13 protein-coding genes are annotated in these 15,821 nt (G+C 61.8%); 11 read left to right on the forward strand and 2 right to left on the reverse strand.

Annotated elements, in window-relative coordinates; genetic code table 11:
- Nucleotides 1-2 precede the first annotated feature (2 nt).
- The 9 genes from ACTOZL_RS01335 to ACTOZL_RS01375 all read left to right on the forward strand — a co-directional run bounded on the left by ACTOZL_RS01335 (nt 3) and on the right by ACTOZL_RS01375 (nt 10,998).
- On the forward strand, nt 3-686 hold the full coding sequence (locus ACTOZL_RS01335) for a glycerol-3-phosphate acyltransferase (protein ID WP_482476259.1): 684 nt from the start codon (nt 3-5) through the stop codon (nt 684-686).
- Nucleotides 683-1,684 carry an NAD(P)H-dependent glycerol-3-phosphate dehydrogenase gene (locus ACTOZL_RS01340; RefSeq protein ID WP_482476260.1) on the forward strand — a complete coding sequence of 334 codons (1,002 nt, stop codon included), beginning with the start codon at nt 683-685 and terminating at the stop codon, nt 1,682-1,684. Before ACTOZL_RS01335 ends, ACTOZL_RS01340 begins: the two co-directional genes overlap by 4 nt.
- A 163-nt stretch (nt 1,685-1,847) precedes the next feature.
- Nucleotides 1,848-2,036: a 50S ribosomal protein L28 gene (gene rpmB / locus ACTOZL_RS01345; RefSeq protein ID WP_320611822.1), complete on the forward strand. Its 189-nt coding sequence runs from the start codon at nt 1,848-1,850 to the stop codon at nt 2,034-2,036.
- Between the two features lie 481 nt (nt 2,037-2,517).
- A complete protein-coding gene (gene hprK / locus ACTOZL_RS01350; protein ID WP_482476262.1) occupies nt 2,518-3,513 on the forward strand; it encodes an HPr(Ser) kinase/phosphatase in 996 nt (331 codons plus the stop codon).
- Between the two features lie 51 nt (nt 3,514-3,564).
- Nucleotides 3,565-5,163, forward strand: coding sequence for an ABC transporter substrate-binding protein (locus ACTOZL_RS01355; protein WP_482476264.1), 1,599 nt, complete (start codon nt 3,565-3,567; stop codon nt 5,161-5,163).
- Nucleotides 5,164-5,288: 125 nt separating this feature from the next.
- Nucleotides 5,289-6,248 (forward strand): ABC transporter permease, encoded by a 960-nt coding sequence (locus ACTOZL_RS01360; protein ID WP_482476265.1) that lies wholly within the window; start codon nt 5,289-5,291, stop codon nt 6,246-6,248.
- The gene (locus ACTOZL_RS01365; protein WP_482476266.1) at nt 6,245-7,087 is read left to right on the forward strand and encodes an ABC transporter permease; all 843 of its coding nucleotides are present in this window, start codon (nt 6,245-6,247) and stop codon (nt 7,085-7,087) included. Before ACTOZL_RS01360 ends, ACTOZL_RS01365 begins: the two co-directional genes overlap by 4 nt.
- Before the next feature lie 103 nt (nt 7,088-7,190).
- A complete protein-coding gene (pyk, locus tag ACTOZL_RS01370) occupies nt 7,191-8,933 on the forward strand; it encodes a pyruvate kinase (protein WP_482476267.1) in 1,743 nt (580 codons plus the stop codon).
- Between the two features lie 37 nt (nt 8,934-8,970).
- Nucleotides 8,971-10,998, forward strand: a complete 2,028-nt coding sequence (locus ACTOZL_RS01375) for a methyl-accepting chemotaxis protein (RefSeq protein ID WP_482476269.1) — start codon at nt 8,971-8,973, stop codon at nt 10,996-10,998.
- Nucleotides 10,999-11,072: 74 nt separating this feature from the next.
- On the opposite strand, the gene ACTOZL_RS01380 is transcribed toward ACTOZL_RS01375, so the two are convergent.
- Nucleotides 11,073-11,474 carry a PaaI family thioesterase gene (locus ACTOZL_RS01380; protein WP_482476270.1) on the reverse strand — a complete coding sequence of 134 codons (402 nt, stop codon included), beginning with the start codon at nt 11,472-11,474 and terminating at the stop codon, nt 11,073-11,075.
- A 519-nt stretch (nt 11,475-11,993) separates the two neighbouring features.
- On the opposite strand from ACTOZL_RS01380, the gene thrS reads away from it, so the two are divergent.
- Nucleotides 11,994-13,760: a threonine--tRNA ligase gene (thrS, locus tag ACTOZL_RS01385; protein ID WP_482476272.1), complete on the forward strand. Its 1,767-nt coding sequence runs from the start codon at nt 11,994-11,996 to the stop codon at nt 13,758-13,760.
- Nucleotides 13,761-13,805: 45 nt separating this feature from the next.
- Entirely contained in the window at nt 13,806-14,210 is a 405-nt protein-coding gene (locus ACTOZL_RS01390) for a hypothetical protein (RefSeq protein ID WP_482476273.1), read from the forward strand.
- Between the two features lie 81 nt (nt 14,211-14,291).
- Here the strand turns inward: ACTOZL_RS01390 and ACTOZL_RS01395 are convergent, their stop codons facing one another.
- Nucleotides 14,292-15,818, reverse strand: coding sequence for a lipopolysaccharide biosynthesis protein (locus tag ACTOZL_RS01395; protein WP_482476274.1), 1,527 nt, complete (start codon nt 15,816-15,818; stop codon nt 14,292-14,294).
- Nucleotides 15,819-15,821: the final 3 nt, after the last annotated feature.

Genomic DNA, 15,821 nt, shown 5'->3' on the forward strand with positions numbered 1-15,821 from the left:
CCATGGAAGGAATTTCCGTGCTTTTCGACGCCATGAGCCGGGAAACCGCCCTGTTTGCCCTGGCCCTCACGGCGGTGATTGCCTACTTCCTGGGCAACTGCAACGGGGCGGTGATGATTTCCAAGCTGTTCCTTCACGACGACGTGCGCCAGCACGGCAGCGGCAACGGCGGCCTCACCAACTTCCAGCGGACCTATGGGGGCAATAAGCTGACCCTGATGGTGATTGCCACGGATATGCTGAAAATGGTGCTGTCTGTGCTGATTGCCTGGGGTATTTTCACCGTGGTCATGCCCATGGGAGAGAAGCCGCCCCTGTTTATCAAATATTGGGCGGGGGTATTCTGTGTGCTGGGCCATGTGTTCCCCTGTACCCTGCATTTCCGGGGGGGTAAGGGCATCCTGGCCGGGGGCACCCTGGCCCTGCTGGTGGACTGGCGGGTGGCGCTGATCGCCTGGGGGCTCTTCTTCCTGGGGGTGCTGCTCACCCGCTGGGTGTCTCTGGGCTCCATTTTGGCGGCCACGTCTTTTGGCGTGAGCTCCGCCCTCCTGTACCCCACCCCCTCCATCGCCATCCCGGCTCTGCTGGCGGCGGGGCTCATTGACTGGAAGCACCGGGCGAACCTGGCCCGTCTGCTCCGGGGGGAGGAGCCTAAGCTATCCCTGAGAAAGAAGGCGAAGTCATGAAGATCGCTGTGTTGGGCAGCGGCGGCTGGGGGACAGCCCTGGCCCTGCTGCTGGTGGAAAACGGGAACCAGGTGACCCTCTGGTCCTATTTGGAGGAGGAGTCCAAGCACCTGGCAGAGGCTGGGGAGAACCCCCTCCTGCCTGGGGTCCCCCTGCCCAAGACGCTGGGGCTGAGCTTTGACCTGGCCTGCGTGGCGGGCTGTGACGCGGTGGTGCTGGCCACCCCCTCCTTTGCCCTGCGTGCCACAGCGGCGGAGATCAAGCCCCACCTGCGCCGGGACATGGTGCTCATCTCCGTGTCCAAGGGCATTGAGAAGGGGACGTCCCTGCGGATGACCCAGGTGATCCGGGAAGTCACCGGGGAAATCTGCCCAGTGGTGGCCCTCTCCGGCCCCTCCCACGCGGAGGAGGTGGCCCGCAGGGTCCCCACCGCCGTGGTCTCCGCCTGTGAGGACCGGGCGGCGGCGGAGAAGGTCCAAGATCTGTTCATCAACGACCGCTTTCGGGTCTACAGCGCCTACGACACCGTGGGGGTGGAGCTGGGGGCGGCCCTGAAAAACGTCATGGCCCTGTGCGCCGGCTGCTGCACCGGCATGGGCCTGGGGGACAATACCCGCGCCATGCTCATGACCCGGGGCCTGGCGGAGACCGCCCGCCTAGCAGTGGCCCTGGGGGCCCGGCGGGATACCCTGGCGGGTCTGGCGGGGATGGGGGACCTGATTGTCACCTGTACCTCCATGAACTCCCGCAATTACCGGGCGGGCATCCTCATCGGCCAGGGGGTGGAGGTCCAGGAGGCCATCGGGCGCATCGGCGCGGTGGTGGAGGGCTACTATGCCGTGGCCTCCGCCCGGGAGCTGGCGGCCCGGGTGGGGGTGGAGATGCCCATCACCCAGGCGGCCTATGAGGTGCTCTACCACGGGAAAAAGCCCCAAACTGTCCTCCAAGAGCTCATGCGCCGGGAAAAGCGCCATGAGAGCGAGGAGACTTGGTCGTGACAGCGGGAAATCTCCCCAGCTTTTCTCAGAAATCCGCAAAATAGGACTTGCATTTTTCCCCCGGTTCTGGTATTATACTAACCGATACTTTTTAACCACGGGTGGGCCTCCCCTGCTTTCAGCGGCTGTGCCCCAAGAATAAATCAGCGAGGAGGTCAAGCGAATGGCTAAGTGTGAATTTTGCGACAAGGGCGTCGTGTTCGGCATTCAGGTGTCCCACTCCCACCGCCGCTCCAATCGTCCTTGGAAGCCCAACGTCAAGCGGGTCAAGGCGATTGTCAATGGTACGCCCAAGCACGTCTATGTGTGCACCCATTGCCTCCGTTCGGGCAAAGTCACCCGCGCAGTGTAAGGCGGCAAGCGGCGTTGCCTTTTTGCCAAAGGCTGCGGCCTGACTGCGTGCGCCCCATGGGCGCGAACCCTGCGAGGCTTGAAAAAAGAGACGCTTCCGAATCATCGGAGGCGTCTGTTTTTTTTGTGCCAAGGTGCTAGGAATTGACAAACCCTGGCGGGGCAGCACGCCGAGTTTTGGTGTGCCTAGCAATCGGACTTATACTTACGACTGCAAAAGCGTGTTGACCGCTCGGCTGGCATCCAAACGTCAACTGTTTGATACATTGACTGAAATGGGCTGACCGTTGTAACAGCGCCCTTCTGCGTCTATTATACCGCCTCCTCCCCGTACTTTGTCAACCACGAAAGGGGGGCATTTGCCGCGCTGCCGGAAGCGCGCTTTTTCTTGCCAGGGTGGACAGCCTGTGGTATAATGTACCAGATTAGGCAGACACCCCATTCGATCCGCCGCGTCCCGCGGCATCAGAGGAGGAATCACCATGGCATCATCCCAGACCCTTGGGTTAGATAAGATTATCGAACGCTTTGAGCTGGAAGTGCTCAACAAAGGCAAGAATTTTGAACGCTGCCAGATCCGGAAAAACGAGATCAACCGCCCTGCGTTGCAGATCTTGGGCTTTTTTGAATACTTCGACCCCACCCGACTCCAACTCATCGGCAAGGTGGAATGGACCTACCTGAGCAACCAGAGCGAAGAGGAGCGGCGCAAGTGCTTCGACGCCTTTTTCGCGTATCCCATTCCTGCCCTCATCCTCACCCGGAACTTAGAGCCCTTCCCGGAGCTGATGGAGATGGCCGAAAAGCACCAGCGGACCATCCTGCGCAGCAAGGAGGCCACGTCGCTGCTTCTGCCCAACCTCACCGACGTGCTCAAGGCCAAGCTCACCCCCCGGATCACCCGCCACGGTGTGCTGGTGGACGTATCCGGCGAGGGCGTGTTCATTATGGGTGAGTCCGGCGTGGGTAAGAGCGAGACCGCTGTGGAGCTGCTCAAGCGGGGCCACCGTCTGGTGGCCGACGACGCTGTGGAAATCCGCCACATCGGCACCCGCCTGGTGGGCTCCGCCCCGGAGCTGATCCGCCATTACATTGAGCTGCGGGGCATCGGCATTGTGGATGTGCAGCAGCTCTTCGGCATGTCCTCTGTCCGGGAGGAGAAGAACTTAGACCTGGTGGTGAATTTGGAGCCCTGGAACGACAATACCTTCTACGACCGCATGGGCACCAACGAGGAGTTTACCACCATCCTGGATATGAAGATTCCCTCCATCACCATCCCCGTGAAGCCTGGCCGGAATTTGGCCATTATCATTGAGGTGGCGGCCATGAACAACCGCCACAAGCGCATGGGCTATAACGCCGCCCAGGAGTTCACCAAGCAGCTGGACGCACACTTTGAGCAGATGATGATCAACTCTCAAATGGATGCGGCAGATGACTATGACGAGTATGAGGAGTTGACAGCGGAAGACTAAGGCAAACACACAGCAATTTTTACCGGACTGCCACGTGGCAAAGGAGACACAATGAAGAATATTTGGAAGCGAGCGGGGGCCCTCTTTTTGACCTTGGCCCTGACCCTGGGCCTGGCCTGCTGCGCCGGAGATGGGACACAGAACGAAGCCACCGCCGGAGGGGACCTCAGCTATGGCCTCTCCAACCCCTGGGATTCCCTGATGCCTTACTACAGCTTGTCAGGCAGCAATTACTCCCGGATCATCTACGACAAGATTTATGACCGCCTGGCCTACATCCAGGCTGACGGGACTTGCCTGCCGAGGGCTGCCAAGAGCTGGGAGAGTGCCGACGAGGGGAGGGCCATCGTCTTTGCATTGGACGAGAAGGCCGCGTTCCACGACGGCACCCCTGTCACCGCCCAGCATTGGGTGGAGACCATCCAGTGGATGACCGACCCCGCCAGCGGCGTGTTGGGACAGGGCAGCTTCGCCTGCCTCACCGGCACCAACGAACAGGGGGCCCAGGCCAGTGGGGAGACTTTGGGCGTGGAAGCCCTGGACGACCACAGCCTCAAGCTCAGCTTCAAGACCACCGTGGTGCCGGAGGAATTTTTGGTGGAGTATAACCGGGACCTCTACGTCCTGCCCACCCACCTGCTTCAGGATATCCCCATAGAGGAGCTGGTGAAGGACGAATTTTGGCTGAAGCCCGTGGGCTCTGGCCCCTGTAAGTTTGTCTCTGAGGTGGCGGGGAGCAGCCTGGTGTTGGAGGCCAACAAGGACTACCAGCTGGGGGCCCCTGGCTTCGATACCATGACCATCACCGTCATGGACAAGGCCAATCTGCTCACCGCCTTGATCTCCGGGGACCTGGACTACTATGCCTTCGGGGCCAATGTCTCTGAGGAGAACCGTCCCACGGCGGAGGCGGCGGGCTTCACCGTGGTGGAGGACAGCGTCCCCTCTACCTTCTACGAGCTGATGCTCAACAACAGCTCCCTGGGTGCATCGGCGCTGCGGCAGGCTGTCAACGCCGCGCTGGACAAGGAGCTGCTGTGCCAGCAGTCCACTGGCAGCCTGGGCACCGCCACCAACAGCAGTATCCTCCCCGATACCCCCTACAGCCCCCAGCCCTTCGGCAGCTATGACCCCGCCAGGGCAGAGGAATTGGTGCGGGAGGGCGGCTACAGCGGCAAGCAGCTCACCCTGGCCTGCACCAGCCCCCGGGCCAGCATCGCCGCCCTGATCCAGCAGGACCTAGAGGCAGTGGGCTTCCAGGTGGAGATTCAGACGGTGGATTCCTCCACCCTCTTCGCCGGGATGAGCGACGGCCTCTATGACATGGCCATCGCCAGCCACACCCCCAACAGCCTGCCCCTGTGGTTTACGGGCAGCCGCTTCCATGTGGATAACAACATCTTCCACGTCCAGGACCTGAGCCGCTATACCCAGTTGGTCTCCGCCATCCAGGCTGAGACCCAGGAGGATGCCCGGCAAACCCTGGTGGCAGAGCTGGAAGCCTACCTGGGGGAGGAGATGCCCTTTGTGCCCCTGTGGTTTAGCAACTCCCTCCGGGTCCAGTCCAAGACGGTGGAGGGGATCGACTACCCCGCCTCCGCCAGCTGCAACGAAAACGTGTGGGCGTGGACCATGACAGGCCAAAATTAACAGGAAACATCCAGTGGGCGGCCGCTGCCTTTGATGGGCCGGCCGCCCACCCATCGACTTACCTCCGTAAGGCCGGTTCCCCGGCCTGTGCCCCTTGGGGCCGGAAGTGCAGGAGGAACTTTTCTTTGAACCAATTTGCCAAACGCTGCCTGAGTGCGGTGCCTGTGTTTTTCGGCATCACGCTCCTGGTGTTTTTTATGATGAATATGGCCCCCGCCACCATTGCGGACGCGGCGGGAGAGGGAGAGGCCTCCAGCGCGGCAAGAGCTGCCCTGGAGGCTGAACTTGGCTTCGACCAGCCCATCCCCCTGCGCTATCTCCACTGGCTGCAAGACCTGCTCCGGGGGGACCTGGGGACTTCTTACCGCACCGGCCAGAGTGTGGGGAGGATGATCGCCCAGCGCATGGGCCCCTCGCTGCTCCTCACTGGCACGGGTATCCTGTGGGCGGTGCTCCTGGGGGTGCCCCTGGGGGTGCTGGCCGCCTGGAAGCCCCACAGCGGTTGGAGCCGCCTGGCGGGGGGGCTGGCCCTGTTCAGCTTCAGCGCCCCGGGCTTTTTCCTCAGCTTGCTGGGGATTTGCCTTTTTTCCGTAAAACTGGGCTGGCTTCCCGCCGCGGGGATGTACAGCGCGGGGACAAGCGGCCCCCTTTCAGACCTGCTGCGGCATCTGTTGCTCCCAGGGGCGGTGGTATGCCTGGGGAGCATAGGCAACCTGATCCGCCAGGCCCAGAGCGCGGTGGGGGAGGTGCTGGGGGAGGACTACATCCGCACCGCCCGGGCCAAGGGCCTGGGGGAGGGGGCGGTGGTGTGGAAACACGCCTTCCGCAATGCCCTGATCCCGGTGCTTACCACCGTGTTGAACCACATCCCCCACTTCATCGGCGGTTCCATGGTGGTGGAGCGGGTCTTTGGGTGGCCGGGGATGGGGAGCCTGCTGTTTACCTCGGTGAACAGCAGGGATTATACGGTCATTATGGGCGTCACCGTGGTGGTGGCCCTGGCGGTGCTGGGGATGAGCCTGCTGATGGACGTGGTTTACCGCCTGGTGGACCCCAGCGTGGAGTGGGGAGGTGGGAGGCCATGAGAAACGGCAGCTTCCGCCGCTTTTTGGGGGAGCGGGCGGCCCTAGCCGGGGCGGTGTTCCTCCTGGGGATGCTGGCCCTGGTGCTTCTGCTGCCCCCCCTCCTGGGCCAGGACCCAAACCTCACAGACCGGGCCGCCGGCTTTTGGGCCCCCCCCAGCCCGAAACACTGGCTGGGCACCGACGACACCGGGCGGGACCTCCTGGCCCGGCTGCTCCACGGGGGGCGGGTGTCCCTGCTGGTGGGCTTCGCCTCGGCGGGGCTCAGCGCCTTACTGGGCATCCCCCTGGGGCTGCTGGCGGGGTACAAGGGCCGGGGGTGGCAGTTCTGGATTATGCGGGCCTGCGACGTGGTCCAGGCCTTTCCCAGCCTGATCTTGGTGCTGTGCCTGGTGTCCCTGTTGGGGCCGTCGGTGTGGAACCTGATCTTCGTCATTGGTGGCCTGGGCTGGGCTTCGGTGGCCCGGCTGGTGTATGGCAGCACCTTGGCCGCCAAGAATAAGGAGTACGTGGAGGCCGCCCGGGCCCTGGGGGCCACAGATGGGGACATCCTCCTGCGGACCATTTTGCCCAACGTGGTGGCCCCGGTGTGGGCAAGCCTGCCCATGAAGGTAGGCCGGGCCATTTTGTGGGAGTCCAGCCTCAGCTTTCTGGGGGTGGGCCTGCGTACTCCCCAGGCAAGCTGGGGGAATTTGATGAACAGTGCCCTTGAGCTGGCCACCCTCACCGGACGGCCCTGGGCCTGGGTCCCGCCCGGGCTGTGCATCGTCACCACGGTGCTGGCCCTGCTGCTGGTGGGGGAGGGATTGCGGAGAAGTTTGAATCCCCGGCAGGGGCGATAATATCTTGCATCTCTCCCTGAAAGGGAGTAGAATGAAAGAATGATTTACTCTCGATTATCCCATCCTATCCATTAGAATATATATCAGACAGGGAGGTATTTTCATGAGAAAAACAAAGATCATCTGTACCCTAGGGCCTGCCACCGACGACCCCGCCATCCTGGAAGGGGTGATCCGAAGTGGTATGGACGTGGCCCGCTTCAACTTTTCCCACGGCACCCACGCCGACCACAAAAAACGCCTGGAATCCCTCAAGGCAATGCGAAAAAAGCTGGGCAAGCCTGTGGCGGCCTTGCTGGATACCAAGGGGCCTGAAATCCGCCTGAAATCCTTTGAGAAGGGGAAGGAGACCCTGGAAACTGGCCAGACCTTCACCCTCACCGCCCGGGAGGTGGTGGGCACCCATGAGATTTGCAGCATCAGCTACCGCAGCCTGCCCCAGGACGTGAAGGAGGGCACCCAGATCATGCTGGATGATGGCCTCATCAGCATGCGGGTCACCCAGGTTACCGACACGGACATCACCTGCGTGGTGGAGAACGGCGGCCCCATCAAGGACCATAAGGGGGTCAATGTCCCCGGCGTCCACCTGTCCATGCCCTATATGAGCCCCCAGGACCGGGACGACATCCTCTTTGGCATCCAGGAGGATTTTGACTTCATCGCCGCCTCCTTCTGCCGCTCTGCCCAGGACGTGATGGAGATTCGCCGCCTGCTGGATGAGCACCAGTGCAACATGCGTATCATTGCCAAGCTGGAGAACCAGGAGGGCGTGGATAACCTGGACGAGATTTTGGCAGTGGCCGACGGGGTGATGATCGCCCGGGGGGACATGGGGGTGGAGATCGACTTCACAGAGATTCCCGTGATCCAAAAGGAGACCATCGCCTATACCCTGGGCTGTGGCAAGCACGTGATTACCGCCACCCAGATGTTGGACAGCATGGTCACCAACCCCCGCCCCACCCGGGCGGAGATCACCGACGTGGCCAACGCCGTGTATGACGGCACCGCCGCGGTGATGCTCTCTGCGGAGACCGCGGCGGGGAAATACCCTGTGGAGGCCGTGGCCACCATGGCTGCCATCGCGGAGCGCACGGAAAACGATATCAACTACTATAGCCGGCTGAAGGAGATGATCCCGGATATGCGCCTGGGCATCGGCGGGGCCACTGCCCACGCCGCCTGCACCACCGCCACAGACACCAATGCCACCGCCATCCTCACCGTCAGCGCCAGCGGGGCCACCCCCCGGCTTATCAGCCGCTTCCGCCCGGAGACCCCCATCATTGCCTGCGTGATGGATGAGAAGATCCAGCGGCAGCTCTCCCTGACCTGGGGGGTCACCCCCCTGATTATGGACTATGTGAACTCCACCGACGAGATGATCGAGGGTTCCGTGCGCATTGCCCAGGAGGCGGGGCTGCTCCAGGACCGGGACATCGCCGTGGTCACGGCGGGGGTTCCCGCCGGCATTGCCGGGACTACCAATATGATTAAGGTCCACCTGGTGGGAAACAGCCTCATCACCGGGGCCGGGGTGGGAGATAAGGCGGCCAAAGGGGTTTTATGCGTCTGCCGCACCCTGGAGGACGTGAAGAACAAATTTCGTCCCGGAATGATCCTGGTGGTACCCCAGAGCAGGAATGAGTTCCTCCCCTATCTGCGCCAGGCGGAGGGTGTCATCACCGAGGAGAACGGCATGGGCAGCCATGCCGCCGTGGTGGGGATGAGCTTAGAGAAGCCGGTGATCGTGGGGGCCGTGGGGGCGACCCGGAAGCTCTTTGACGGCATGAAGGTCTCCATGGACTGCCGCCACGGCATCGTGCAGCGCTGGGCGGAGTGAGTCTTTGGGGCGGATCATTATGTGGAGGAGAGAGTTTATGAAATTTCTCGCAAACAAAAAACTCGCCACCCGTATCGGTGTGATCACATCGGCCATTACCTTAGGTGGGATGCTGCTGCTGTGGATCATCGTGTCCACCAATGCCGCGTCCATGGTCAAGAGCGATATCACCAACCAGATGACTGATGCTGTGGAGGCCCGGGCCGCCATCATCAACGAGTATGTGCGCTCGGCGGAGGAATACATGACCGCGTTCGCCCTGAGCAGTGAGGTCCATGATCTGCTCCTGGACCCGGGGAACCCTGGGCTGCTGGCCCGGGCCCAGAAGTATACGGAGGAATTCGCCTCCATCAAGGGGGTCTTTGAGGGCTTGTATATCGCCACGCCGGGCACCTATGTCCTCACCCACACCTCCCAGGGGGCCATTGGAATGACCACCCGGACGGGGGACTCCCTGGCTGCCTTCCAGGATACCATCCTGGCCCAGCAGCAGCTGACGAACCTGGGGATTATGAAGTCCCCAGGCACCGGCAGCATGATCCTATCCATGTACTACCCCATCTTTGATGGGCAGCGGTGCATCGGCTATGTGGGGGCCGGGGTCTATGCCAGCCACCTGATGGATGCTTTGCTGAATTTGAATATCAAGGGCCTGCCCAACAGCGAATACGTGTTCCTGAACGTGGACAGCGGCGTGTACCTATACCATGAGGACGACGCCCTGCTGAATACGGAGACCACAGATACCGGGTATCAGGAGATCATCCAGCGCATCCGTACCGAGGGCAGCACCGAGGCCAGTACATATTCCTACCGGGATGAGAACCGCACCAAGCAGCTGGTGGTCTACAAGTATTTGAAGGACCGGGGCTGGGTCTTTATGGTTCGGGACAACGCCACCGAGGTCTACGCAGCGGTGCTCAACGTGCGTATTCTGGTGGGGGTACTGTGCGCGGCGGTAGGCGTTGCGGTTATCCTGCTCACCCTGCTGATCCTGCGCCGGGAGAGCCGGGAGCTTATGGTGGTGGAACGGGCCATCGGCCGTCTAGGGGACCTGAACCTCTCAGCGGACCGGGAGCTGGAAATCTTTTATGGCCGTGAGGATGAGATCGGCATGATTGCCCAGACCACCCACCGGGTCTGCGGCTGCCTGCGGCAGACCATTGACGACGTGGGGCGGATTCTGGGAGAGATGGCCAACGGCAACCTTACGGTGGATGTTACCCGGAACCAGGACTATTATATCGGGGACTTCCGGCTGCTCCATGAGAGCTTGCGCTCCATCCACGCCAACCTGGTGCGGGTGCTGCGGGACATTACCCACGTGGCCCGGCAGGTGGACAGCAGTGCCGACCGGGTGTCCACCGGGGCCCAGGCCCTGTCCCAGGGGACCATCGAACAGGCGGCCTCCATTGACGGGCTGGTCACCAACGTGACGGCCATCACCAGCCAGATCCAGGACAGCTCTGTGCGCTGCGGCAGCGCCAGCAAGCTGGTGGACCAGGCTACCGGCTACGCCGCCGAGGCGGATACCAACATGGAACAGCTCATCGCTGCCACCCGGAACATCGACCGCTCCTCTGCCCAGATCGTCGCAGTCACCAAGGCTATTGAGGATATCGCCTTCCAGACGGGCATCCTGGCCCTCAATGCCTCGGTGGAGGCCTCCCACGCCGGTTCGGCGGGGAAGGGCTTCTCTGTGGTGGCGGAAGAGGTGCGCAGCCTGGCGGCCAAGTCCACAGAGGCTGCCCAGAACACCAACGAGCTCATCAAACGCTCCATCCAGGACGTGAAAACGGGGACGGAGTCCACAGACCTGGCGGTGTCCACCATGCAGCGCATCAACGAGTGTATCCAGGCCATCAAGACCCTGATGGACGAGATTGCCGCCGCCAGTGTGCAGCAGTCGGAGATGATTGCCTTTGTGGAAAATGGCATCAAGGAGATTTCCACAGTGGTTCAGGCCAATTCCTCCGCCGCCCAGGAGAGTGCAGAGGTCTCCATGGAGCTCTCTGGCCAGGCCCGGAGCCTGAACAGCCTGATCGGACGCTTCCAGATTACATAAACCTTCCAGCTATGCAAAAGAGGGACTGTTACAACAGCCCCTCTTTTTCTGTGGGTTTTGGGTTGTGGTACGGCTTACCCCTCCACCGGGGTTCCGGTAAAGACCATCTTGGCGGCGATTTTGTCGCTGCCCTGGTTGAAGGCCTCTACATCCACCACAATCAGCTGGCGGCCCCGCTTGAGGACTTTGGCCACGGCGATGGCCTTGTCCGCCGTCACCGGCCGCAGGAGGTTGACCTTACACTCCACGCCGATGATGGACTGCCCCTCGGGGATCACCGTCAGGGCCGCGTAGGCGCCGGAGGCCTCGCACAGGGCGCTGATTACGCCGCCGTGGAGCAGGCCTGTCTGTTGCAAAAGCTCTGGCCGCCGTTGGCAGGAGATCACCACACGGCCCTCCTGGGCCTCTTCCACGGTGAGCCCCAGGAGCTTGGCAAAGCTCTGGCTGTCGATCCCTTCCTGGACTCTGCGCATCATATCGTTCATCTCTGTTCGCCTTCCATCCTTCTGATTTGCCCCGCCAGGGCGGGGGATGTTGCTTCCATTTTACCATAGAAGGGGCGGAAAAGCCATATATTCTGCCCATTGTAGGGCGAGTTGTGCGGTGGGCTCTGACACACTGGCCTCCAGCCTTGTCTAGAGGGCAGAAAACCCCTTGACAAGCCCGGGGAAAGCTCCTATAATAGACCATCATAAACCCAAACTGGCCAAGACGGGAACTCGCCCGGCGCACTGCGGGCCCAGAGAGGGGAGCCTTTGGCTGTGAGCTCCCTGCCGCCCCCCGGAAGCGACACCATCCCTGAGCCGCCCACCGAGAGCGATAGCTGTTAGGCTGGGACGGGTCCGCCCGTTACAGCGGCAACGAAGCGGCGCAGTCTGTACAGGCGGCGCAAGCAGGGTGGAACCGCGAGATATGTACTATCCCGCCCCTGACTGATGCAGGGGCGGGATTTCTGCCTTTGCAGCCCCATCAATTTTATTTGGAGGAGAGATACCATGTCTGACGCTGCACTGTATACCTTTGAAAACCCCGAGTATAAACAGACCTATTGGCATACCTGTTCCCACGTCCTGGCCCAGGCCATGAAGCGCCTGCACCCGGAGGTGAAATTGGCCATCGGCCCCGCCATTGAGAACGGCTTCTACTACGATTTCGACACCCCCGAACCCTTCTCCGAGACCCAGCTAGAGGAGCTGGAAGCGGAGATGCGGAAAATCTGCAAGGAGAAGCTAAAGCTGGAGCGCTTCGAACTGCCCCGCGGCGAGGCCATCGCCTTTATGGAGGAGCGGGAGGAGCCCTATAAGGTGGAGCTCATCCAAGACCTGCCGGAGGACGCCACCATCAGCTTCTACAAGCAGGGGGACTTCACAGACCTGTGCGCCGGTCCCCACCTGGATTCCACCGGGCGCATCAAGGGCAACGCCATCAAGCTCACCGCCTGCAACGCCGCCTATTGGCGGGGGGACTCCAACCGCCAGACCCTACAGCGGGTGTACGGCATTGCCTTCCCCAAGAAGGACGAGCTGGACGAATACCTGGAAAAGATTGAGGAGGCCAAGCGCCGGGACCACCGGAAGCTGGGCCGTGAGCTGGGCCTGTTCATGATGAGCGAGGAGGGCCCCGGCTTCCCCTTCTTCCTCCCCAAGGGTATGGTGCTGAAAAACACCCTGCTGGACTACTGGCGGGGCTGCCACAAGCGCTACGGCTATGTGGAGATCGCCACCCCCATCATCCTCAACCAGCACCTGTGGCACCAGTCGGGCCACTGGGACCACTATAAGGACAACATGTACACCACGGTGATCGACGAGGAAGATTATGCCGTGAAGCCCATGAACTGTCCTGGCGGGATGCTGGTGTACAAGAACGAGCCCCACTCCTACCGGGAACTGCCCCTGCGGGTGGCGGAGCTGGGCTTGGTCCACCGCCATGAGATGAGCGGCGCCCTCCACGGCCTGTTCCGGGTGCGCTGCTTCACCCAGGACGACGCCCACATCTTCATGACCCCCGACCAGATGAAGGACGAGATCAAGAACGTGGTGAAGCTCTTTGACGAGATCTATTCCACCTTTGGCCTCACCTACCAGATCGAGCTGAGCACCATGCCCGAGGACCACATGGGCGACGAGGCGGTGTGGCAGTTTGCGGAGGAGACCTTGCAGACCGCCATCACCGAGATGGGCAAGGACTTCATCATCAACGCCGGGGACGGGGCCTTCTATGGCCCCAAGCTGGACTTCCACCTCTCCGACTCCCTGGGCCGTACCTGGCAGTGTGGCACCATCCAGCTGGACATGCAGATGCCCGAGCGCTTCGAGCTGGAATACGTGGGAGAGGACGGGGAGAAGCACCGCCCCATTATGATCCACCGGGCCCTGCTGGGCTCCATCGAGCGCTTCATCGGCGTGATTACCGAGCACTTCGCCGGGGCGTTCCCGGCATGGCTGTCCCCGGTGCAGGTGAAGGTGCTGCCCATCACCGACCGGGCGGCGGAATACGCCGACAGCGTGGCGGCCAAGCTGGACGCCGCCGGGTTCCGGGCAGAGGTGGACCACCGCAACGAGAAGATTGGCAAGAAGATTCGCGAAGCCCAGCTGGAAAAAGTCCCCTACATGCTGGTGGTGGGGGACAAGGAGGCGGAGAGCGGCCAGGTGGCCGTGCGCTCCCGTTCCAAGGGCGATTTGGGGGCCATGGACTATGAGGCCTTTGCCGCCCAACTGAAAAAGGCCGTGGACGAGCGGCGTTTGGACAACGAACTGTAACAAGACCCGGCGCGCCCCTGGGGCGCTGGCAGAGGAGGAAGGCGTATGTTTTTAGAGACCAACCCGGAGGGGAAAATCCACCGCGAGCCTGCGGAGTACCACTTCGCGGACCCTGTGGGCCTGGGGAAGTACGCCCTCACCGTCCGCCCCTCCCAGGGGGACCTGATCAAAGCGGAGCAGATGGAACCCGCCCTGCTGCAAGGGGGGCGCTACCGTCCCATCACCCTGGAGGGCCGCAACTACTTTGCCACCAAGGATTTCAATGCGTTCTTTAAGCATGTGGAGGAAAAGGGCATTGAGGCCACCGACCGGGGGATCATCATCATTGCCATGAACAAGCTTCGGGAGATTTTGTTGGAGAGTCCGGAGGTCCTGGACAACGCCCGCCTCACCGCAGATGGGCAGAAGCTGTACCTCATCAAAAATAAGCGGACGAATATTCAGGGATAAAGAATGCCAAAAAGGCGGCGCTTCCAGGAGGAAGTGCCGCCTTTTTCAGTGGATCAAAAGAGGTAAGGGATGTGATTGGAGCTACCGTTTGAACCGCCGCACCATGCCCGATGCCAATTGGAGGAAATAACGGAACTCCTCCCGCCGGTGGTAGGCCAACAGGTAGCCCAGGTTCCCGGCCACCAGGCACACGGCGGCTTTCCCGCAGAACAGGACCATCCCGCTGCCAGGCAGCAGGGTGCAGAGCCACCACACCACCGCCCCTGTGGCCAGAGTGACCAGGGTGTTGACGGCGTATTCCTGAAAATAGCGCTTCACCGGGGCGTGGAAGCCATAGTGGAACAGCACCACCGGTTCGATCCAGAAGCAGGTGGTCATGGTGCTGATGAAGGTGCCCAGGAAGATGCCCGCCACCCCAAGGGGGATGGCCAGGGCGGCGGAGACGGCCAGGTTGATGAGGGATTCCGCAATGGGCTTGTGGCGGTCGTACCAGTAGAGGCCGTACGCATCCCGGAAGGTCAAGGTGGCCTCCCGCATCCCCGTCACATAGAAATTCAGGGCGATGAGGCAGACGATCTCCTGGCGGAAGAGGAAGGCCTCCCCCAGCCAGAGGTCGATGAAGGGGTTGAGCAGCACCGCCAGGCAGATGGCGGAAAAGCCAAAGAGCCACCCCCCCACGAAGTTGACCTTCCAGTAGACCGGCAGCGCCGCCTGCCCAGAGTCCTTGGTGGCCCCCAGGTTCCCCACGCTGGCGGTGAGGGAGCGGAAGAGCTGGCCGTAAGCGGTCTTGAGGCCGTTGGTGACCATCAGGTAGTTGGAATAGAGGCCCACGGAGATGACCCCCACGAAAGCGGAGATCAGCAGGTTGTCCGTGCCGAACACCACGATGCCCCCCACCCGGTGGGTGAGCAGGGCCTTGGTGTTGCGCAGGATGTCCTTCCTGGTCTCCTGGGGCAGGGGGTCCGGTGTGGCCTTTTTCAGGTAGGGATAGAGGCGGTTGGCCTGATAGGTGAGGATCAGGTTTTCCGCCAAGGTGGCCCCCAGCATGAGGCCCAGGTAGACGAAATAGTTGTGGGTCAGCCAGAGGAACAGGGCCTGGGCTAGGAAGAGGAGCATCTTCAGCCCATAATGGCAGGTAGAGGTGATATACTGCCGCTGGTCGGCGATGATTAGGGACTGTTTATAGACCCCGAAATAGGACAGCGCCGTGTTCAGGACGAACAGCATGTAGATGAGATAGATGTGGGGCAGGTCCGGCATGTCCCGGATCAGCACCGGGAGCAGGGGCGCTAGGGCGCAGCCCAGCAGGGCCACAATCCCCCCAATGCTCCAATACACCCGCCGGAACAGGGCCATGAGGGCGGTGATCTGGGCCCGGTCGTCCTGGGCCAGGGGCTTGTATAGGCTGTACGTGATGGCCCCGCCAATGCCCAGCTCTGCCAGGGAGAGCATGGTGAGGATGTTGGAGAAGGTGCCGTCCAGGCCCAGATATTCCTGGGTGAGCACCAGCACGAACACCTTTCGGGTGAGGAAGGCCACCAGAATGCTGGCGGCTTGGAAGAACAGGGCGAATTTGATGTTTCGCAGGGAATTTTCCGTTCGGGACATAGG

This window comes from Evtepia sp. (assembly GCF_056797215.1).